This window comes from Ligilactobacillus salitolerans, from assembly GCF_003864415.1.
In the GTDB taxonomy this organism is placed as follows: Bacteria; Bacillota; Bacilli; order Lactobacillales; family Lactobacillaceae; genus Ligilactobacillus; species Ligilactobacillus salitolerans.
Map to the genome: position 1 here is coordinate 38,296 of NZ_BFFP01000010.1, position 20,633 is coordinate 58,928.

Annotated in this window: 18 protein-coding genes; 16 read left to right on the forward strand and 2 right to left on the reverse strand. The window is 42.3% G+C overall.

The genetic code is table 11. The features are described 5' to 3' along the window. The first annotated feature begins 308 nt into the window (after positions 1-308). The 10 genes from LFYK43_RS04220 (at position 309) to LFYK43_RS04265 (ending at position 12,521) form a co-directional block, all read left to right on the forward strand. Positions 309-2,273: a peptide ABC transporter substrate-binding protein gene (locus LFYK43_RS04220; RefSeq protein WP_124975756.1), complete on the forward strand. Its 1,965-nt coding sequence runs from the start codon at positions 309-311 to the stop codon at positions 2,271-2,273. A gap of 177 nt (positions 2,274-2,450) precedes the next feature. Next, positions 2,451-3,947: an ABC transporter permease gene (locus LFYK43_RS04225; RefSeq protein WP_124975758.1), complete on the forward strand. Its 1,497-nt coding sequence runs from the start codon at positions 2,451-2,453 to the stop codon at positions 3,945-3,947. 43 nt (positions 3,948-3,990) lie between these two features. Further along, positions 3,991-4,935 carry an oligopeptide ABC transporter permease OppC gene (oppC, locus tag LFYK43_RS04230; RefSeq protein ID WP_174713960.1) on the forward strand — a complete coding sequence of 315 codons (945 nt, stop codon included), beginning with the start codon at positions 3,991-3,993 and terminating at the stop codon, positions 4,933-4,935. A 29-nt stretch (positions 4,936-4,964) separates the two neighbouring features. Further along, positions 4,965-6,038 (forward strand): ABC transporter ATP-binding protein, encoded by a 1,074-nt coding sequence (locus LFYK43_RS04235; protein WP_124975760.1) that lies wholly within the window; start codon positions 4,965-4,967, stop codon positions 6,036-6,038. Further along, positions 6,038-6,976, forward strand: a complete 939-nt coding sequence (locus LFYK43_RS04240; protein WP_174713959.1) for an ATP-binding cassette domain-containing protein — start codon at positions 6,038-6,040, stop codon at positions 6,974-6,976. The genes LFYK43_RS04235 and LFYK43_RS04240 overlap by 1 nt, the downstream gene beginning before the upstream one ends. Before the next feature lie 281 nt (positions 6,977-7,257). Next, positions 7,258-8,427, forward strand: coding sequence for an acyltransferase (locus LFYK43_RS04245; RefSeq protein ID WP_124975764.1), 1,170 nt, complete (start codon positions 7,258-7,260; stop codon positions 8,425-8,427). 19 nt (positions 8,428-8,446) lie between these two features. Next, a complete protein-coding gene (locus LFYK43_RS04250) occupies positions 8,447-9,937 on the forward strand; it encodes an AMP-binding protein (protein WP_124975766.1) in 1,491 nt (496 codons plus the stop codon). Between the two features lie 75 nt (positions 9,938-10,012). Beyond that, complete coding sequence (locus LFYK43_RS04255; protein ID WP_439957203.1) at positions 10,013-10,978, forward strand: aliphatic sulfonate ABC transporter substrate-binding protein; 966 nt, start codon at positions 10,013-10,015, stop codon at positions 10,976-10,978. Positions 10,979-11,079: 101 nt separating this feature from the next. Beyond that, a complete protein-coding gene (locus tag LFYK43_RS04260) occupies positions 11,080-11,784 on the forward strand; it encodes an ABC transporter permease subunit (RefSeq protein ID WP_229717947.1) in 705 nt (234 codons plus the stop codon). A 14-nt stretch (positions 11,785-11,798) separates the two neighbouring features. Then, positions 11,799-12,521 carry an ABC transporter ATP-binding protein gene (locus tag LFYK43_RS04265; protein WP_124975767.1) on the forward strand — a complete coding sequence of 241 codons (723 nt, stop codon included), beginning with the start codon at positions 11,799-11,801 and terminating at the stop codon, positions 12,519-12,521. A gap of 282 nt (positions 12,522-12,803) precedes the next feature. Here LFYK43_RS04265 and LFYK43_RS04270 read toward each other — a convergent pair whose 3' ends face one another. Together LFYK43_RS04270 and LFYK43_RS04275 are read right to left on the reverse strand one after the other, a co-directional pair. Next, positions 12,804-13,121 carry a hypothetical protein gene (locus LFYK43_RS04270; protein WP_124975769.1) on the reverse strand — a complete coding sequence of 106 codons (318 nt, stop codon included), beginning with the start codon at positions 13,119-13,121 and terminating at the stop codon, positions 12,804-12,806. Between the two features lie 209 nt (positions 13,122-13,330). Continuing rightward, on the reverse strand, positions 13,331-14,269 hold the full coding sequence (locus LFYK43_RS04275) for a LysR family transcriptional regulator (protein ID WP_124975771.1): 939 nt from the start codon (positions 14,267-14,269) through the stop codon (positions 13,331-13,333). 260 nt (positions 14,270-14,529) lie between these two features. On the opposite strand from LFYK43_RS04275, the gene LFYK43_RS04280 reads away from it, so the two are divergent. The 6 genes from LFYK43_RS04280 to LFYK43_RS12810 all read left to right on the forward strand — a co-directional run. After that, positions 14,530-15,072 (forward strand): NADPH-dependent FMN reductase, encoded by a 543-nt coding sequence (locus LFYK43_RS04280; protein ID WP_124975773.1) that lies wholly within the window; start codon positions 14,530-14,532, stop codon positions 15,070-15,072. 15 nt (positions 15,073-15,087) lie between these two features. After that, on the forward strand, positions 15,088-17,550 hold the full coding sequence (locus LFYK43_RS04285) for a flavocytochrome c (protein WP_124975775.1): 2,463 nt from the start codon (positions 15,088-15,090) through the stop codon (positions 17,548-17,550). Positions 17,551-18,076: 526 nt separating this feature from the next. Beyond that, a complete protein-coding gene (locus LFYK43_RS04290) occupies positions 18,077-18,919 on the forward strand; it encodes a formate/nitrite transporter family protein (protein ID WP_229717948.1) in 843 nt (280 codons plus the stop codon). 140 nt (positions 18,920-19,059) lie between these two features. After that, positions 19,060-20,130 (forward strand): dipeptide epimerase, encoded by a 1,071-nt coding sequence (locus tag LFYK43_RS04295; RefSeq protein ID WP_124975779.1) that lies wholly within the window; start codon positions 19,060-19,062, stop codon positions 20,128-20,130. Between the two features lie 90 nt (positions 20,131-20,220). Further along, positions 20,221-20,430, forward strand: coding sequence for a hypothetical protein (locus LFYK43_RS04300; RefSeq protein WP_124975781.1), 210 nt, complete (start codon positions 20,221-20,223; stop codon positions 20,428-20,430). Then, positions 20,423-20,633 (forward strand): hypothetical protein (locus tag LFYK43_RS12810; protein ID WP_229717943.1); only part of this gene is annotated, 211 nt, incomplete at its 3' end. The genes LFYK43_RS04300 and LFYK43_RS12810, both read left to right, overlap by 8 nt.

Below are 20,633 nucleotides of genomic sequence, written 5' to 3' on the forward strand. Positions count from 1 at the left end.
CTAATTTTTCTTATCAAAGTTAATATTGAGATTACTAAAACTTATTTTTTGAGCAAGTAAAACAAGAAAATTTTAATTTTTCAGTGGGAATAAAGAGCATTGACTGCTAACAATAAAAGAAAAAGATATTTTCAAGAAATGGTCAAGGATAAACTTTGAATCGATTTCTTAACGCACAAAAAAATGAAAAAAAGAACATTTTTTTGCGATTTATAATTGACATTGCTTTTTAATGCAATTATAATCTTAACTAATCACTTTTTAAGGTTCGTATTCTTTTTAGTATTAACTTTTTGGGAGGGTTTTAAATGAAAATAAAAAGGCTTGGTGTGGCTTTAACGGTCTTGACTTGCGGGGTCGTTTTAGCTGCTTGCTCTGGTAAAAGCAGTTCTTCAAGTGATAGTAATAAGTCATCTACATCCACTTATAGTTATGTTTACACCACCGATCCGACAACACTTGATTATACTGTTTCGTCCAGACAAACGAATAGTGATATTTTTGCTAACTTTGTCGATGGTTTGGTTGAAAATGATAAGTATGGGAATATTAAACCTGATCTGGCAACGTCTTGGAAGGAAAGCAATGGGGGAAAGACGTACACCTACAACATTAGAAAAGGTGTTAAATGGGTAGATAGCGAAGGTAATACATACGGCGACGTTACTGCTCAAGATTTTGTCACTGGCTTGAAACACGCTGTTGCAGCTAAGTCAGAAACCCTTTATGTTGTTCAAAGCTCGATCACAGGTTTGGACGATTACGTCAACGGTAAAACTAAGGACTTCTCCAAGGTTGGCGTGAAAGCAGTTGGTAAATATAAACTCCAGTATACTTTGAACCAGCCTGAATCTTACTGGAATTCAAAATTGACTTATGGGGTTATGTTCCCAGTTAATGCTAAATTCTTGAAGGAAACCGGTGATGACTTCGGTAAAATGAAGCCAAGCGGTATTTTGTATAATGGCGGTTATATCTTGAAAAACTTTACCGCTAAGTCAACTGTTCAGTTAACAGCCAACTCTGAATACTGGGATAAGAAGAATGTTCATATCAAGAAGGTTAAGTTGACTTACAACGATATGTCCAATCCTGACAGCTTATATAAGGCATTTAAGAAAGGCACTAACACGACTTCACGTGTCTATCCTAATTCAGCCGGCTATAAAGATGTTCAAAAAGACAACAAGAATAACATCGTTTGGTCACTGCCAGGTTCGGCAACTTACAACTTCACCTTTAACTTGAACCGTAAGAATTACGACGCAACGGATAAGAAAACTTCTAAAGAAAAAGATAATACTAAAAAAGCAATTCAAAATAAAAACTTTAGATTAGCTATTCAACGCGCTTTTGATAAAGAATCATACAACGCGCAAAATGTTGGTAAGGTAGGTGCTAAGAAGTCTCTGCGTAACGAGATCATCCCTCCAACCTTTGCAACTGTCGACGGCAAAAACTACAACGTTGCTGTTGAAAAAGAATTAAGTGCTCTTTCAAGCCCATTAGCCGGCGTCAACTTGGCTGATGGTCAGGACGGCACATACAGTCCAGAAAAAGCTAAGGCATTGTTAGCAGCCGCTAAAAAGGAACTGCAAGCTGAAGGAGTTGCCTTCCCAATCAAGCTTGATCTTCCTGAAAGCGAAAAATCTGAAACAAGTGTTAACCAGGCTAAGTCCTTCAAGAAGTCAATTGAAAGTGTCTTGGGTAAAGATAACGTTCAAATCGACATCCAATTGCTTTCTCAAGATAAATATTTAGCTGGAACTTATGAAGCTACAACAGGTGCTCAATCTGATTTTGATATCAGCAACGCCTCTGGCTGGAGCCCTGACTATGAAGATTCTTCAAGCTACTTGGATATCTACAAGCCTTCATCTGGTTCAATGTTGTCAACTCTTGGTTTGACAGCTGGCAACAAAGAATCTGCCAATGCTGCTAAGACATATGGTCTTGACAAGTATGAAACATTGCTTGATCAAGCTGAAGCAGAAACAACAGATGTTAACAAGCGTAATGCATTGTTTGCTAAAGCGTCAGCTGCTTTGTTAGACAGCGGGATTCAAATTCCTGTTTATTCTGATGGGGGAACACCTTCTGTAACTAAGGTTGTACCGTTCTCCAAATCGTATGCTAACACCGGTTTGAGCGGAAGCAAGTATAAGTTCATGAAGCTCCAGTCGAAAACAGTGACAACAGCTCAATCTAACAAGGCAAAAGCAGCTTGGAACAAAGAAAGAAACAAGACAGCTCAAGCCGAAGCTGATAAGTAAGTATAATAGCTAAGTATATAACTTCAAAAAGTGATTGCATGTTTATTACCTTTTAATTCAATTGAATTAATTTCAGAAGCGGTGCAATATTGTTTGCGCCGCTTCTGTTAGTTTAAAATTCAATTTTGAAATCAAGGGATAAACCGGTGATCCTAGCAATGAAGGAGGATTTCTCGATTGAAAAAATATGTCTTTTTTCGGGTACTGAGATCTATTGTGAGTATTTTCTTAGTAACAACTATCACCTATATCTTAATTTACACGCTGATCCCTAAACGTGCTGTCTTTGATCAAGATCCTTTGATCCAGAAACTCGCTTCAGATCCGGATAAATTGCTTGATTATAAAAATACAGCCTATCATAAGATGAATTATCTGGATTATCAAGATACCAAGTCGCTGGTGGCTAAGGCTAAAAAAGCAGCTCCAGGGACTGAAGTATCTGGCAAGCGAAGTCAACAGAATTTCAAAGTCTTAAATAAATGGGCTAAAGAAAATGGCTATCAAGTGAAAACATATCCGAAGAGTAAAAGATACTATGCCACCAGAGACTTGCCGTTATGGGAACGGTTAGGGCGTTTCTACGGTGATTTGATCCAAGTAGATACGCCATGGAGTGTGCACGATAAGAATAATCCGCATTTAAAACGTTATTTAAAAATCAAAAAGGATAAATGGGTCGGTTGGGCTTTGGTCGGATCTGGCACTAAATATCGCTATCAGATCTATTTTAATAGTTCTTTCCCGTATATCCATCAAAATATCATTCACTTTAACCTAGGAACATCATACCCGACTTTTGGAGGCAATTCTGTTGTTGAAGTGATTGCTGGCAGACAGGGCTCGGCTGTAACCGAAAAATATGACTTAGGCAAAGGGGTTACCATCAACTCGTCAGATAACGTCTATACCAGACAGTATCAGACTAAGGAACACAGAAATGGCCTCAGTTACGAGCGGTATAAAGATTCATATACAAGTTTGGGTAAAAATTATGAAGACCCTTCAATGGTTGGAACTTCGTTTAAAGCCGGAATTTTTGCCTTGCTTATAGCGTACTTAATTGCGATCCCAATGGCATTCTTTATGGCTCGTTATAAGGGCAAGCTTTTTGATAGGATCGGCACAGGTGTAGTGACTGTTTTGATTGCTATTCCTAGTTTGGCCTTTATTTACGCTTTCCGCTTTATTGGATCACAGTTATTTGGTTTACCAGATTCCTTTCCAACGGAAGGTGCAGGTAGTTTTAATTCCTGGGTCCTGCCAACCGTCATCTTGGGCTTGCTATCCGTTTCTGGTTTGGTAATTTGGTTTAGAAGGTACATGATCGATCAGCAACAGTCAGATTATGTTAAATTCGCTCGCAGCAAAGGCCTGACAGACAATGAAATTTACCGCAAACATATCTTTAAGAATGCGTCGATCCCGATCGTTCAGCAAATTCCGGGAAGCATCATAGGTTTGATCAGCGGGGCTACCATCACAGAAAACATTTTCGCTATGCCTGGGATGGGGAAAATGCTGCCGGATGCGATCTTGTCGCATAACAACTCGGTCGTTATTGGTTTAGTATTTATTTTCACTGTGATCGGCGTTCTCTCAGTTCTTTTGGGAGACATATTGATGGCAATCGTTGATCCACGGATCAATCTTGCAAGCAAGGGAGATGATTAGTATCGCACAGCAAGAAGAATTTAAACAAACTGAAATTTATGAAATGAATTCGGTGGTCGAACGTGATAATATTTCGGCTGATGATTTTGCAGTTGTCACAATTGATAAAGAGGAAAATGAGAAAATTGGGACGACCAAGTATTCTTATTGGGGTTCAGTCGCAAAAAATTTCTTTCTCAGTAAGGTAACCATTTTCATGCTGGTGTTGATCGTTATTATCTTATTAATGTCGTTCATACAACCGCTGTTTAGCGGCTACGATCTCTCCAATGTTAGCAAGATCAATGATTTTGGCGCCCGCTACAATTTTCCGAATGCTAAGTATTGGTTTGGGACGGACGCGAATGGCAATTCTTTATTTGATGCCATCTGGGCCGGAGCACGGACTTCCATTTCAATTGGTGTCATTGCATCACTGATCATCGAAGGAATTGGTGTCATTGTCGGTGCCATCTGGGGTGTTTCTAAGAAGTTCGACCGGGTCATGCTCGAAATCTATAACGTCATTTCCAACGTTCCTTCGTTATTGATCATTATCGTGTTATCCTATGCCTTTGGTAACGGCTTTTGGAATCTGATTTTTGCCATGACATGTACCTCGTGGATCGGGACTGCCTATTTCATGCGGGTGCAGGTTATGATCATGCGTGATCGCGAATATAACGTTGCTTCGAGAACTTTAGGGACATCAACCAAAAGGATCGTCCTCAAGAATATCCTGCCGTACCTGACATCAGTTATTGTGACAGATGTGTCGTTAACGTTGCCGTCCTTTATTTCCTATGAAGTTTTTCTCTCGTTTCTGGGAGTTGGGTTAAGCCAAAACGTGCCCTCGCTTGGTCGTTTGATTTCGCAGTATTCGCCTTATATGACGAGTTACCCGTACCTTTTCTGGCTGCCGGTACTTGTTTTAGCTCTGATTACAATTTCGCTATATATAATCGGGCAGCGTTTATCTGATGCATCAGATCCTAAGACGCATATGTAAGGATTCGCTAGAGTAATGGAGGGGTAACTATGGCGCAGGAAGAAAATATTCTTGAAGTTAGAAATTTAAATGTCAGCTTTCGGGTTCGCGGGAGCGAAATTGAAGCGATCCATGACATTTCGTTAGATTTGAAAAAACATGAGACTCTCGCAATCGTAGGTGAATCTGGTTCTGGTAAATCAGTCTTGATCAAGACCTTCACTGGTATGCTTGAGCAGAATGGCCGTATTTCACATGGAACTGTTTCATACAAAAATCAGCGTTTGAATGAGCTGAAAACGAATAAGCAATGGGATAAAATTCGCGGTAAAGAAATTGCCACGATTTTCCAAGACCCAATGACCTCATTGGATCCAATCCATACCATCGGTTCACAAATTTCAGAAGTTATTATCAAGCATCAAGGCAAGTCCAAAAAGGAAGCCAAGAAGCTGGCAATTGAATTGATGGAAAGAACCGGGATCCCGAATGCAGCTCAACGCTACAATGAATATCCTTTCGAGTATTCTGGGGGAATGCGGCAAAGGATCGTGATTGCGATCGCATTGGCATGTCGACCAGAGATCCTAGTGTGTGACGAACCGACCACTGCTTTGGATGTTACGATTCAGGCGCAAATCTTGGATTTGATCAAAGAACTCCAACAAGAGTATCATTTTACGATTATCTTTATTACCCATGATTTAGGCGTGGTTGCCTCAATTGCAGATCGAATCGCCGTCATGTATTCTGGCAAAATTGTGGAAATTGGGACGAGTGAAGAAATTTTTTATGATTCTCGTCACCCATACACCTGGAGCTTATTATCGTCACTGCCTCAGTTGGCAAAAAAAGGAGAAGAATTAAAGTCGATTCCAGGGACACCGCCTTCTTTGTACAAAAAAATTGTCGGAGATGCTTTTGCACCCCGCAATAGCTATGCGATGTCGGTTGATTTTAAGGCAGATCCGCCAATGTTCAAAGTTACGGACACGCATTATGCAAAAACGTGGCTGTTAGATCAGCGGGCTCCTCAGGTTGAAAAGCCTGAGCAGATCCTAAATCTTCATCAGCATATGCTTGAAATGTCCGCTGACGATTTTACTAAAGAGGAGACAGTATGATGAACAACAGTGAGAAAGAAACTCTTCTTTCTATTAAGAATTTAGAAATCACATTTGGTTCTGGTAAGTCTGAATTTGTCGCGGTTCAAGATGTGAATTTTGATATCCATAAGGGTGAGATTTTTTCCCTAGTAGGAGAATCAGGCTCTGGTAAAACTACGATTGGTCGTGCTATTTTAGGGATCAACCCAACCAGCAACGGGCAAATTATTTTTGACGGGAAACAAATTAACGGTAAAATCTCTAAAAAAGAAAAGTATGAGATCGAACGTAAAATTCAAATGATTTTTCAGGATCCGTCTGCATCATTGAATGAACGGGCAACAGTTGATTATATTATTTCCGAAGGACTTTACAACTACAACTTGGCTAAAGACGAAGATGAACGGGTTGCCAAGGTCCAAGAGATGTTGGAGAACGTTGGCTTGCTGCCGGAACAATTATACCGTTATCCGCATGAGTTTTCTGGTGGGCAAAGACAACGGATCGGGATTGCTCGTGCTCTGATCATGAATCCCAAGTTAGTGGTTGCGGATGAACCGATTTCAGCTTTGGATATGTCGATTCGTGCGCAGATTTTGAACTTGCTGAAGAAATTCCGTAAAGAACAAGGGGTTACCTTCTTGTTTATCGCCCATGATCTGTCGGTTGTGCGTTATATTTCTGATAGGATCGCTGTTATTCGCGCGGGCAGAATCTTGGAATTGGCTGAAACTGAGGAGTTATTTAATCATCCGATCCACCCCTACACCAAGTCCTTGCTTTCAGCGATTCCGATTCCAGATCCGCTCATCGCTAAACAGCGCAAAAACTTTGTTTATGACCCTAACATGCATGATTATTCGACTGAAGGACCAACTTTTAAAGAGATCCTGCCAGGTCATTTTGTGTACTGTAATGAAGACGAGGCTGAAAAGTACAAAGCAGAACTGCAATAACGGATGCGATGCTGTAAAAACGCATGGCATGACGAATGTTTCTACGGGTTCTTTGTCAAGTAGTGCTGCGAGTTAATAATATTTGAATTTAGAATAATCTGGTATAGCTTGAGCAAGCTGTCTGTTCCTAAACGGGATGGGCAGCTTTTTTTGGTTTCAGAAAAGGAAAAATCAATTGTCTTAAGCTCTTTTTAAGCTTAAACCATTAAAATTCTGAATAGTTTAAAAAATGACCAGTCTAGTTTCACCAAAAGTAACTTGGCAACAAGAAGGGGGAAGTTATGGCGCAAAAAAAATATCTCTATGAGGTCGATTTGATGAGGACCGTCTTCATTTTCGGAGTTTTATTGAATCATGTGACCACCACGATCACGCATAATTTATCTGCTAACTCAATCAGTGAAAATTTTATGGATTCTACGCATTTAGCTTTGCATTTTACACGGATGGGCTTCATGTTTATGACTGGTTTGGTTTTGACCTTAAATTATTATCAGCGCAAAAATAATTGGCTGCTTTTTTGGAAAAAAAGATACTTAGGCGTTGGTATTCCCTACCTTGCGTGGAATGCCATTATGCTGCTCCTGACAGCTTTGTTTGCTCAAGATCCTATATCAATTGGGTCACTATTTACTAAGTGGCTGCATTATGTTCAATATGGTGATCATTTCTATATGTACTATCTGTTAGTCACGATGCAACTCTACTTAGTATTCCCGCTTTTGCTGAAAATGTTTAAACACTTTGAAAAAAGAAACGGGCATCTAGTTATTGTAATGACAAGTATTTTAATTCAAGTCTGTCTGATGATCGGGATCAAATACTGGCTGCCGCACATTGATACTTCCAGCTGGTGGTATTTGTTTAGCAATTATGGTTTTAACCTCGGAGTTTATCAAGTTTATTTTGTGGTTGGAGCATATACGGCTATTCACTATGACCAGGTTGAAGCGGTCATTATGCGCAACTATCGCTTGATTTGCAGCTTGGCACTCACACTCTCCTTAGGTACGATCTTTTTATACCAAGCTGACATTAACATTTTAGAGCTATCTGAGGCTGCGGCACATTCTCCGCATCAGCCATATATTTTAATTTACGCGTTGTGTATGATCGCCTTCGTTTTTTGGCTAGGACGTAAGTATGCATATGCCAGAAGCAATGGACTTTGGCCCTGGCTTGACCATTTGGTCCATTTAGGAGCCAAGCTTTCATTTGGGATCTATTTAGCGCAGACGATTCCAATTTCCATATTAGCTGAAATTTTAGCGCGAGCTCAGCTGTCAAATGTGACTCTGATGGTCCTTAGTCCAATACTATATCTCTTAGCGGCAGCACTGGCATTTCTGATCGCGTGGGTCATTTATAAAGTCCCTCCGTTTGGAATATTGATCGGGCGTTCTAATAGCCAAAAGCTAGAAAAGATCTTGTTACGATCAGAAAAAATTTAAATCAAAGGAGACGGTGTCAATGTCACGGTTAACAGAGAGCTTAAATTCTCAGCTAGAAGAACAAATAGACAAAAAGATCATCAAAGATGAAGCAAAGGATAAATGGTACACAGGTAATGAAATTAGACAGAATGTCGCCTTGTTGGAGCAGACCTTGATCAACCAGGGAGTGCATGCTGGTGATGTGCTGGTGATCCGGCTGTTGAATTCTGCCAATTATGCGATCTTGCTGCAAGCGATTTGGAATCTCGGCGCAATTGCCCATCCGGTCGCTGCTACAATGCCGTTTGAACAGATCTCAGAAGAAATGTTCCACTATCATTATCGTTATCTAATAGTTGATTCCGGCAACATTAGTCACAAACAGACATTTCAGGCAACTCAATTAGAGAAAACTGATCTAATCTTATTACAAACAGGTTCTACGGTGCCAAACCAACGTCAGGCACGCTCTCCAAAAGATGAGGACCTTGCTTTGATCATGAATACTTCTGGTACAACCGGCAGTCCCAAGCGAGTCGGGCTTTCTCATGGCCTTCTCTGGCATTCTGCCCAGCATGTGATCCAGAGTCAAAATCTGACGCAAGCGGATACGGTTTTGTTGTTAATGCCGTTATTCCATATTAATGCACAAGTTATCTCATTACTGGCTACTCGTCTTTCACGCGGAAAAGTGGTGATTGCCGCCAAATTTAGCGCCAGTCATTTTTGGCAGCAAGTTTCAAATGATCAGATTACGTGGGCTTCAATAGTTCCGACGATCATTCAGATCTTAGCTGTTAACGAAAATTCACTGAAAAATTATTCCGGTTCATCTTCCCTGAAGTATCTGCGTTCCGCTTCTTTCAATCTTTCGCAGGAAACTTACCAAAATTTCGAGCGTTTATTTAACATTCCGATTTTGGAGGGCTATGGAATGACTGAAAGCGCAAGTGTCATCGCTTTAAATCCGCTGAAAGCGGCCAAGATCGGGTCAGTTGGTTTGCCGATTGGGACCGACGTTAAAATTTACACCGATGCGCACCAACTTACGACAGAGCCCGGCCAAGTTGGTGAGATCGCTTTGAAAGGCGATCATGTGATTTTGGACTACGTAGATCCCAATCCACAGTCATTTTTTCATGAATGGTTATTGACGGGTGATATTGGTTATTTTGATAGTGACGGTTATCTTTTTTTGACCGGACGCAAACGCGAAATGATCAACCATGGTGGTGAAAAAATCCCCCCCGTCGAGGTCGAGGATGTTTTAAATAAAATGAAGTCAATTAGTGAGTCTGCCGTAATTGGCGAAGCTGACGCACTTTATGGAGAAAAAGTGGCAGCGTACGTTATTTTGCAGAGTACTTGGAAATTTGACCTGGCAGAAAGACGCCGAGAAATTTTGCAGTATAGTCAAGCTCATTTACCGAAATATGAACAATTAGCAGATGTCCATTTCGTGGAGGATTTCCCCCGAAATTCCACCGGCAAAATTCAAAGAACGAAGCTTGCTATGATAATGAGTTAAGGACGTTTGACCAACTTTCTCGAACATACTTAGCAGCAAGCTTGGAGCATGATTAACGGATCAGGAGGGATGTTTTTGCAACGCACTAAACGAAAGAGCCTGCTAATTATTTTAGTTACTGTTTGGACTTTGATCGCCATCTATGGTTGGCAGCAAATATACGGCCAAGACGATAAAAGCTTGACTAAAGTTGTCATTGGGTATCAGGCTGGTGACGAGATCGAGATTGCAAAATTGCACGGAAGTTTTGTCAAAAAGATGAAAGCTAAAGGATATGCGGTGTCTTTTCGTGAATTTCAAAACGGTTCTGCCATGATGCAGGCACTGGCTTCAGGCAAGATCGATTACGGTCGAGTCGGAGATACTCCGCCAGTTTCAGCACTGGCGTCTGGTACGAAGTTGACCTTTGTGGGCGCAGGCGGAACTCGTTCGTTAGGTAGTGGAATTGTTGTCACTAAGAAGTCTTGGATCAAAAAGGCGAGTGATCTTGCAGGCAAAAAAATCGCCTACACCAGAGGGACTTCGAGTCAGTACATGGTGCTTAAAACGCTAAAAAAACTGGGCTTGACAACTGACGATGTGAACTTAGTCAATATGGATACCAATTCTGCCGCCTTAGCCTTTGCCAAGGGCAAGGTCGATGCCTGGGCAACTTGGGATCCGTATGTCAGCAAGGCTGAATTAAAACAGCAAGCTAAGCTGGTCGTGAGCGGGAGTGATGTTGGCGTACAAAATAGGAACTTCTTGGTTTCTCCGACCTCATTTGCAAGCAAGCATCAGGAACTAAACAGTTTAGTCGTTAAATATCTGGGTGAAGACATGCAGTGGGCTAATTCTCACACGACTGTGCTAACTAAAAAATTAGCTGCGGCACTTGATTTAGATCGGAAGGTTGTCCAGCGGATGCTTGAGCGGCGCACATTTGCGCTGCAAAAGATGAGCCAGCGAGCTATTAAGGAAGAACAGATTATTTCAAACTTATTTTATGCGCAAAAGGTCATCAAAAAGAAAGTTCAAATTAGCTCTTACGTTGAAAAATGATGCCAGTCTTTGGCTGCTGTCTTGCATGAAGGAAGGAACATGAATTGAATAAAAAGAGTATCACAATTGAAAGAATGCTCCCCTGGCTGCTTCCGCTGGGAATGGTGCTCATCTGGGAATCAGCGGTTAGGCTCAATATTATCACTTTGGATCTCTTGCCTGCTCCGACCGAAATTTTCGTTGATGCCTGGAATTTGTTACGAACGGGTGAGCTGCAGAAAAATTTAAGCATCAGTCTGTATCGGGCCACTGTTGGTTTTTTACTTGGCGGCAGTATCGGCTTTATTTTAGGGGTCCTAAATGGCACATCCAAGGTCTGCCGCTTGTTATTAGACAGCACGGTCCAAATGCTGCGTAATATTCCCCATCTATCGCTGATCCCCTTATTGATCTTGTTTATGGGGATCGGAGAAACTTCCAAGGTAACTTTGGTCGCAATTGGCTGCCTTTTTCCGGTCTATATCAATACCTATCACGGAATTACCTCGATAGATCCTAGGCTAATGGAAATGGGCCGTTCTTATGGAATGTCACGCGTCAAGCTGTTTACTAAAATCATTTTTCCTAGTGCTTTACCGACGATCCTAGTCGGGATCAGGTATGCTTTAGGGGTGATGTGGACGACTTTGATCGTGGCAGAGACAGTTTCTTCCAGTTCCGGGATCGGTTATATGGCTAATGATGCCCAGCAGTTTACGAATATGGACACAATTTTACTGTGCATCATTATTTATGCTTTATTTGGCAAAATATCTGATTTAATTGCCAAAAATTTGGAAGACTGGTTATTGGAATGGCAAAGCTAAAGGTGGAGGTATCAATGACTGAACAATTACTTGGAATTAAAAATGTCGGCAAGCATTACGCTGACCATGTGGTTTTACAAAACGTTAACTTATCCATCGTCAAAAGTGAATTTGTCTCTTTGGTGGGGATGAGCGGCGGCGGCAAAAGTACTCTTTTACGGATGATCGCTGGTCTAGAAAAACCGACAGCCGGCAAGATAACACAGGATAGTCAAGAAGTCACTAACCTTAATCCGAAAGTCAAAATGATGTTTCAAGATGATCGGCTACTGCCGTGGATGGACATTTTGCATAATGTAACTTTGGGGGAGAACAACGATTCAGCTATTCAACGGGCCCTTTTCTTATTAAAACAAGTTGGCTTGGAGAAGTACATTTCCGCATATCCGAAACAAATTTCTGGCGGACAAAAGCAGCGAGTTGCTTTGGCTCGTGCTTTAATGCCGCAACCGGAGATCTTGTTATTAGACGAGCCGTTAGGAGCCCTTGATGCCTTGACCAGAATGAAGATGCAGGACCTGATCTTGCAGATCTGGAAAAATACAGGGATCGCAATGGTCCTGGTGACTCATGACATTAATGAAGCCGTGCGCATGTCACAAAAGATATTTGTCGTTAAAGATGCCACAGTTGTGCAGGAATATCACAATGAATTTCAGGGACAAATGGATGAGGAGTCTAAAAAAGGGCAAGATAACTTGTCCAATCAAATTACAGATGAAATCATGCAAGAGTAAGAAATAAGGTAAACAGACTGAAATTTGCTCAAATACAAAGCGGTTGGAGTAAAAATAAGCAATAAGCTATAGATCCTGAGAAGGTTTAAGCAGTAATATATCGACCAAAAATTAAAAAAACTTGGAAAAAATAGGGTTGTACATTGAGGCAAAGAAATCCTCGCTGTACAGCCCTATATTCAAAACTAGAATCGATCACTTTGTCCAAGCTCATTTTAGAAGCCGCACATGATTTGTACCCAAGCGGTTAAAGCAGCTATTGCCAATTTCGCTTAAAGCAAATTAGGCTCGGTCACTTTTAGATTGTAAATGTGTTCGTCTTCTGAGCGTCGTGTTCCGCTCGGTTAAAAATTTTCTTTCAATTTCTTTTTTGATCTGTTCTGATTGCAGTGGATCACTATTGTTATGGCGAGCTACCAGTTGTTCTAACTGGCTTAATTGGCGCTGGCTGATAGGAAACTCACGATCTGTATATCCTCCCGTGATAAAATGTTCCATGCTAAAGCGCTGCTCGATCACGTTATTTGGTGAAAGATACAGACAATAATCAGCAAAGTCTGCCAAAAGTTTCGCTGGAATGCCCTGTGTACTTTCGCTCATAAAAAAATCTCCTTTTGCTGATTTGCAGTTAAAAGCTGGTTACCAACAAGTTAACCTAATGAATAGGATAATACATTGTTACCGATTCGTAAAGCTTTCGTAACATAAAGGTCACACATTTAAGGAAGCAGGCAGCGCTTACCAAGCGACTCTGTCACTGCTTATGCTGATATTGTAATTTTGCTATGGGTGCGGTCAAGATCAAGTGATTATTGGCGAATTTGGCTGGTCCGTTCTGCAATCGAGGAAAAACTTTCAACCAACTCTTGTTCCAAAGGACTCAATTTTTTGGCTGCAGGGTAAGCGATGAAATGTTTCAAAATCAGGTCTGTTTTTGATAGCGGATAAAGGTTGAATTTACCAGCGGATAAGCGGTCAACGATGCTTTGCGGAATGATCGTACTACCCATTCCATACGCTGCTAGTCCAGCAATGATCTCAATGTTCTCACTTTCAAAGACGATCTGTGGCTCAACCTTGTTTTTGTGCAGTAATCCGTCGACTTGGTGCCTGATTGCAGACCCCGTTTTACTTAAAACTAACGGTTCGGCTAAAATTTCTGCCAGTGGTAAGGAGTTGGGCTCAAGTAACTTAAAACGCCGATCATAAAAATTAGAGCCCTCCGGCAAGACGACATAGTAAGGTTCATAGCCGGCCGTGACGACATTGAGGTTGGGCGAGACGGTTTCTGGAGTCTGACCAAGGTAAAAATCGATGTCGCCGTTTTGTACTTTCTTTTCACTTTTTTCAGGGATATCTTCTTCCAAAATCACTTGCACATTTGGATGCAGCTGGGTGAAGAAGGGTAAAAAGAGCGGCAAGATGAAGGTGCCTAACGAAGAGAGCACGCCAAGACGTAGGGTAATTTGCTCCTTGGAATTATATTGTGTCAGTCGTTGCTTAAATTCTGCATTTTCACGGCTAATGTTTTCCAGATACTGGTAGTAAAGCTTGCCAGCTTCAGTCAGCTTTAAGTGTGTACTGTGGCGGTTAATGATCACTGCCCCGAGTTCGTCTTCTTTTCTTTTGATCAACTGAGTTAAGTAAGGCTGTGAAATAAACAGCTCTTGCGCAGCTTTAGTGAAATTACCGTAACGTAAAAGTGTATCTAAATACTGTAAGAGCAGTCCGGGATCTTTTGTCGTCATGGTTGGTCTCCTTATAATAACATTATTGTTATAATACAATAGTAAAATAAGTATTTCACAAAAGCAAGCCTGTTCATTAAACTTAAAGTGTAAATACAATTATCTTTTTTTACCAGTGATCGTTACTAGCCAATGTAGTAACAAAACTGGGTTTTTAGTTTTGGCTATCGTCTTGTGTACTTTAATTTGAACACATAATATAGTTTTTCATAGTTTAAATAGTGAAGTATTCACATTATCTCAGAGAGGAATCATTGCGTATGAAATTTGTAGGAATAGTAGGGAATAATGCTGCTGATTCGACGAATCGGACTTTATTGCAGTATATTAAACTGCATTTTGCAGGACAGCACGAAATCAGCTTATGTGAGGTCAAGGATCTCCCAGCCTTTAATAAACCGGCTTCTCACGTCGCACCAGCTCCGATTGCAGAAATGTCAGACCAGATCGCCGCAGCAGACGGCGTGATCATCGCGACACCTGAATATGACCATTCAGTTCCAGCAGCTTTGATCAATGTTTTAGAATGGTTCGCCTATACGACTCAGCCGCTCCAGGACAAACCGGTGCTGATCGTTGGCGCTTCATATGGTGCTTTAGGAACATCACGGGCACAAGGTCATCTACGGACGATTCTCAATGCGCCAGACATCAAAGCCCGCGTTTTGCCGGGACAAGAATTTTTGCTGGGGCATTCGCTGCAAGTCTTTGATCAGCAAGGACAATTGACGGATCAAGCCCAAGTGCAGTCTTTGGAAGAACACATGGCAGATTTCGAAAAATTTGCCGCGGCTAATCGGTAAAGTGAGGTAGAACAGATGAAAATTATTGGAGTTATTGGAACTAACTCGGAAAATTCAGCGACCCGTCAGCTGCTGCAATTTATGCAAAAACAATTTGCACAGCAAGCACAGATCGAACTTTTGGAGATCAAAGATTACCCAATGTTCAACGTTTCGGATGATCAGAGTGATTCAGACTTGATCGCAGGCGATGCTGCACGGATCGAAGATGCAGATGGCGTGGTCATCGCTACTTCCGAGCATAATCGTTTGATTCCCTCGAGTTTAAAGAGCTTTTTGGAGTGGATGTCTTATAAAGTGCATCCTTTCAATAGTAAACCAGTGATGATCGTTGGGACATCAATCACTAAACAAGGCTCAGCCAGTGCTCAGCTTGCTTTGCGGCAGATTTTTGATGCACCAGGTGTCGGCGGCATAGTGATGCCAGGCAATGAGTTCTTACTAAGTTCCAGCAGGACTGCTTTTGATGCAGCTGGTAATTTGAAAGATCAAGGGACTGTCGATTTTTTGGGCAAATGTTTCAAGACATTCTTAAAGTTCATCCAAGTCGCAGATGTTTTAAATACGCCGGAAGAAATCAAATATGAGCCTGGAACCTATGCCGTGACGGCTACTGGTCATAACGGAACGGTTCCGATGAAAGTGACCTTCTCTGAGGACCGGATCGAAGACATCGATATCGATACGAGCGGTGAAACGACCGGAATCGCTGACACTGTCTGGGAAAGGGTGCCAGATCAGATCTTAAACGGGCAAACATTAAACGTCGATGTCGTTTCTGGCGCCTCAGTTACCAGTCGTGGGGTGCTTGATGGTGTGGCGGACGCAGTTGCCTTGGCTGGCGCTAATCCGGATGTTTTGAAGAAACGGCCTAAAGCCAGCAAGAAAGTTGCCGCTGCTCCGACTGAGTATCAAGCCGACGTTGTTGTTGTCGGCGGCGGCGGTGCTGGGCTGAGTGCGGCTGCAACTATTTTAGAGGCCGGACAAAAGACTATCTTAGTCGAAAAATTCCCGGCCTTGGGTGGAAACACGGTTAGAGCCGGCGGCCCAATGAACGCAGCTAACCCAGAGTGGCAAAACACCTTTGCGGCTCTGCCAGGTGAAGCAGAAACTCTGAAGCACCTGCTGGAGATTCCAATCGACCAGATCGATCCGGAATATCAGGCTGACTTCAAGCAGTTACAAGCACAGCTTGATGCATATCTTGCCGGCAGAAAGGATGTTTTATTTGATTCTAAACTGCTGCATGAGATCCAGACTTATCTGGGCGGCAAGAGAACTGATTTAAAAGGCAATGAGATCCACGGCGATTATCAGTTAGTTAAGACCCTGGTTGACAATGCGTTAGAATCAGTTAAGTGGTTGGAAAAGGTTGGTGTTGAATTTGATCCAAGTGAGGTTTCAATGCCGGTCGGGGCTAAGTGGCGTCGTGGACATAAACCGCTTAAAGAACAAGGCTTTGCCTATATCTCAGCCTTGCAAAGCTACGTTGAAAAGCATGCCGGTCAGATCTTGACGGAAACACGGGTCACCAAGTTACTGCAAGAAAACGGGAAAATTGTTGGCTTAAAGGCACGCAATGCGGATGACCAGCAAGTCATCATTCACGCTAATGCGGTGATCTTGGCTGCCGGCGGCTTTGGTGCCAACACCAAGATGGTCCAGAAGTATAACACATATTGGACAAAAGTCGACGATGATATTGCAACTTCCAATTCCCCAGCAATTACCGGCGACGGGATCGAACTTGGGACTGCAGTTGGTGCAGACTTAGTTGGGATGGGTTTCACCCAGATGATGCCAGTTTCTGACCCGGTCACAGGCGAACTGTTTACTGGACTGCAGGTGCCGCCAGCCAATTTTGTGATGGTCAACCAACAAGGGGACCGTTTTGTGGATGAATATGAGAGCCGTGATGTCTTGTCCCAAGCTGCAATTGATAATGGCGGGCTATTCTACTTGATTGCTGATAATAACATCAAAGCTACAGCTTATAATACCAGTCAAGAAAAAATCGACGAGCAAGTCGCTGCTGGAACTCTGTTCCGTGCTGACACCTTGGAAGAGTTGGCACGTCAGATCAAGGTCGATCCAGCTGAATTAGTAAAGACGATCAACAAGTATAATTCATACGTTGACGCCGGTAAAGATCCCGAGTTCGGTAAAGACGTCTTTGACTTGAAGGTGGAACAAGCACCATTCTACGCCACACCGCGTAAACCAGCCCTGCACCATACGATGGGTGGGTTAAAAATTGATCCACAGACCCATGTTCTAAACGAAGAAGGCCAAGTCATCCCCGGTTTATACGCTGCGGGTGAAGTTGCTGGCGGCTTGCATGCCGGCAATCGCCTGGGCGGGAACTCCTTAGCGGACATCTTCACGTTTGGCCGGATTGCTGCACGGACGGCTGCAAATGAAAAACCAGCACCTGTCGAGACTGATGCCACCACTGGCGCTAGTCAAAGCGACAAATAAAATTTAGCAAGCAAATATAGCTGCCATTCTCTGAGAAGAGCTGGCGGCTATTTTGCTGCAAAAGAACTGTCTTGGAAAACAGGCAGGTTAAATAAATTGATTACATTGTTGGTCAATCATTGACGATGAGGTGGTTGAAGATCGGGCTGTTGATTTTGAATGACTGGTCGGTTTTTATTTTTTAATGTAAATCAATAAATTTAGCTAAAAAATATGTTAATGGAAATGTATTAGTCTTTCAAAGAAAACGGTTTCTGACGTTTTCAACAAAATATTGTACAAAACCTAATAATTTTATACTATTTAGAAAGTAAAAAATACTTTGACAAACAATTTGAAATATATTATGATTCGTTAAGTAATTAGTGATGTTGCCAATTGAAAAAAGCACTTGAAAACAGAGCGCTTGTCAGCCGGTCGAATTGGGCGGCTTTTTTTATGGCGACAGCACAGTTTTAAAACATAAGGGGAAGAAATTATGGAACTTGAATCACAGATGAAAACTACGATGGAAACCGGAACAATTATGGAAGAGCTGCCAGCCGGTACAGCTAAAGATAAAGTTGCAGCAGCTCCGACTCAATCACCGCTTTTTCAGAAAATTGATGCCGCCATACAAAATAAGGTAACGTTGATTTCCAGCAGTTATATGCGCTACGCCATTCGTTCGGTGATGGCAACTTTATTTTTAACTTTAGGAACAGCGGTTGCTTTTGGCACGGCAATTCAAACCGAAAAAGTCGCACCTGGCTTAGGCAAATTTGCCTTTGCCTTCATGTTCAGCTGGTCTTTAGTGATGATTATTTTTATGAACGCTGAACTAGGAACATCCAACATGCTTTTTATGACAGTCGGCGTCTACCGCAAAAAAATCAGCCTGGGGATGGCTTGCAAGATCCTGTTCACTTGTCTACTCTTCAACTTGATTGGCGGGATCTTGTTTGGTTATCTGATCTCGTTGACAGGTCCCTTCCAGCATTTGCCGGTCGACAACTATATGTTTGCTGGGATCACGGCTAAGTTAGATAAATCAACTTTACAGATCCTGATTGAAGGGATTTTCGCTAACATAGTCGTCAACACTGCTTTCTTCGTTAACCTGCGGATGAAAGATGACGCTGGCAAAGTTTTCGCTATCATCTTTATCATTTTTATTTTTGCTTTCCTTGGCTACGAACACGTTATCGCCAATTTCCCGGCTTTCTCGCTGGCATTCTTCGCTTCCCATGGAACGATCTATGACATGAATCTGATGAGTGTACTCCATAACCTTTTCTTTGCCTTGATCGGGAACTATATTGGTGGAGGGCTGGTCATTGGGTTGACCTATGCTTGGCTGGATAAAACTCCATCTACCTACGTGGATTAAAATCATAATTGAACTTAACACTTGGAACATCACACATATTGTGAGTGATGTTTTGGGTGTTTTTTGTTTCATCTATGCTTGCTGTGGGACTTGCTGGTGTATAATGAAATGCAAACTAGAGCGGTGGAGGAAAACGTAAGATGAAATTAACAATTACAGATTTTACCAGCCAGACAACCCATACCCCTTTAAAGCATCCCTTTGTTACGGCTAAACATACTGTCAATGACATTGCGGCTATCGGGGTTACTATCAAGTTAAATAATGGTTTAGTCGGACACGGAGCTGCAACCGCCAATGAGGTTGTGACAGGCGATACCTTAGACTCGGCTCTGACCGTGATCAAGGAGGTTTTGCGCCCGCATTTGCTTGGTCAAGACTTTACCCAGTGGGAGAAATTGCTGGCGGGCTTGCATGGTGCGATCAAAAGCAATGAACCAGCCAAGGCTGCCTGTGAATTAGCACTGTATGATTTAAGAACGCAACTTTTTCAGGTCCCGTTGTATCAGTATTTAGGCGGTGACAGTCAGCGGGTTGCGACAGATTTCACCTTAGGGATCGCCGATTTACCCGCAATGGTTGCGGAGGCCAAGGAGAAAGAAGCTGCTGGTTTCCAAGCCTTGAAAATCAAGGTGGGCGGTTCGGACCTAGCAGAAGAAACGACACGCATCCATGCGATCGCAGCAGCAACTTCGGCTGCGACTAGACTGCGGATCGATGCCAATCAGGCATGGAACGCCAAGGACAGTGTCAAGCTGACCGAGCAGTTGGCGGATCTGGCAGCGCGGATCGATTTCATTGAGCAACCCGTACCTGCAAATGATTTAGCTGGTTTAAAATTTGTGACCGACCATTCAAGGCTGCCAATCATGGCCGATGAGAGTGTCTTTTCGCCGGCTGATGCGCAGGTCTTATTGCAAGAACATGCCTGTGATTATATTAATATCAAACTCATGAAAACTGGCGGGTTGAGTCAAGCTGAGCAAATCAATCAGCTTTGCCAATTGGCAGGAGTTCAATGCATGGTCGGCTGTATGATCGAATCACCCAACGGGATTGCTGCTGCGGCTGCTTTCGCTGCAGCCCATCAAAATGTGGTCTTTGCGGACTTGGACTCGGTTTTTATGGCCGATCAGACTGCTGGAGTTCAGCCTTATACGATTGAAAATGATACTTTTATCTTAAATGATCGCCCTGGTTTGGGTTTTTAAGTCCTGACGATTGTTTTTCAGCTCCTTTTTTGTTAAAACTAAAAGTGAAGTCAGATACGCTGGCTTCAGCTCATCTAAGGAGGACTTTTTATGGCAGACGACGTAAGAGGATTACCCAATGAAGATGTCAGAAGGAAGATTGCAGATAGTAATGTTAGTGAATTTTTTGTGGCCGATATGCTAGGACTTAGTTTTAGCGGCTTTGCAATTTTGCTCGCGCAACCATTAAGTCCGACAGACCGAAAGCAGGTCTTAGCTGCCCTCACCGAGGCAGAGAAGATGGCTCCGGTCAATGCTTAAAAGAAGGGGTGTACACTTTTTAGTGTTGATGAGTAAAATCATCAGCACTATTTTTTTACTCAAGATACTCAAAAAGGACATCATTGTCCCTCAAGTGCTAAGATTAAAGTGTCTAAAAATCAATCAAAGCGAGGTTTTAATGATGTCCCAAGACAATTCTATCCTAAATTTACTCGAGATTAAAGACCCTAATATCCAAACTT

Bases quoted from the DNA above. Each gene is read 5' to 3' on its own strand.
- LFYK43_RS04240 (WP_174713959.1), top strand. From the start codon at position 6,038: ATGAACAACAGTGAGAAAGAAACTCTTCTTTCTATTAAGAATTTAGAA.
- LFYK43_RS04300 (WP_124975781.1), top strand. From the start codon at position 20,221: ATGGCAGACGACGTAAGAGGATTACCCAATGAAGATGTCAGAAGGAAG.
- LFYK43_RS04285 (WP_124975775.1), top strand. From the start codon at position 15,088: ATGAAAATTATTGGAGTTATTGGAACTAACTCGGAAAATTCAGCGACC.
- LFYK43_RS04270 (WP_124975769.1), bottom strand. From the start codon at position 13,121: ATGAGCGAAAGTACACAGGGCATTCCAGCGAAACTTTTGGCAGACTTT.
- LFYK43_RS04290 (WP_229717948.1), top strand. From the start codon at position 18,077: ATGGAAGAGCTGCCAGCCGGTACAGCTAAAGATAAAGTTGCAGCAGCT.
- LFYK43_RS04235 (WP_124975760.1), top strand. From the start codon at position 4,965: ATGGCGCAGGAAGAAAATATTCTTGAAGTTAGAAATTTAAATGTCAGC.
- LFYK43_RS04265 (WP_124975767.1), top strand. From the start codon at position 11,799: ATGACTGAACAATTACTTGGAATTAAAAATGTCGGCAAGCATTACGCT.
- LFYK43_RS04280 (WP_124975773.1), top strand. From the start codon at position 14,530: ATGAAATTTGTAGGAATAGTAGGGAATAATGCTGCTGATTCGACGAAT.
- LFYK43_RS04295 (WP_124975779.1), top strand. From the start codon at position 19,060: ATGAAATTAACAATTACAGATTTTACCAGCCAGACAACCCATACCCCT.
- LFYK43_RS04260 (WP_229717947.1), top strand. From the start codon at position 11,080: ATGGTGCTCATCTGGGAATCAGCGGTTAGGCTCAATATTATCACTTTG.
- LFYK43_RS04250 (WP_124975766.1), top strand. From the start codon at position 8,447: ATGTCACGGTTAACAGAGAGCTTAAATTCTCAGCTAGAAGAACAAATA.
- LFYK43_RS04275 (WP_124975771.1), bottom strand. From the start codon at position 14,269: ATGACGACAAAAGATCCCGGACTGCTCTTACAGTATTTAGATACACTT.
- LFYK43_RS04220 (WP_124975756.1), top strand. From the start codon at position 309: ATGAAAATAAAAAGGCTTGGTGTGGCTTTAACGGTCTTGACTTGCGGG.
- oppC (WP_174713960.1), top strand. From the start codon at position 3,991: ATGAATTCGGTGGTCGAACGTGATAATATTTCGGCTGATGATTTTGCA.
- LFYK43_RS04245 (WP_124975764.1), top strand. From the start codon at position 7,258: ATGGCGCAAAAAAAATATCTCTATGAGGTCGATTTGATGAGGACCGTC.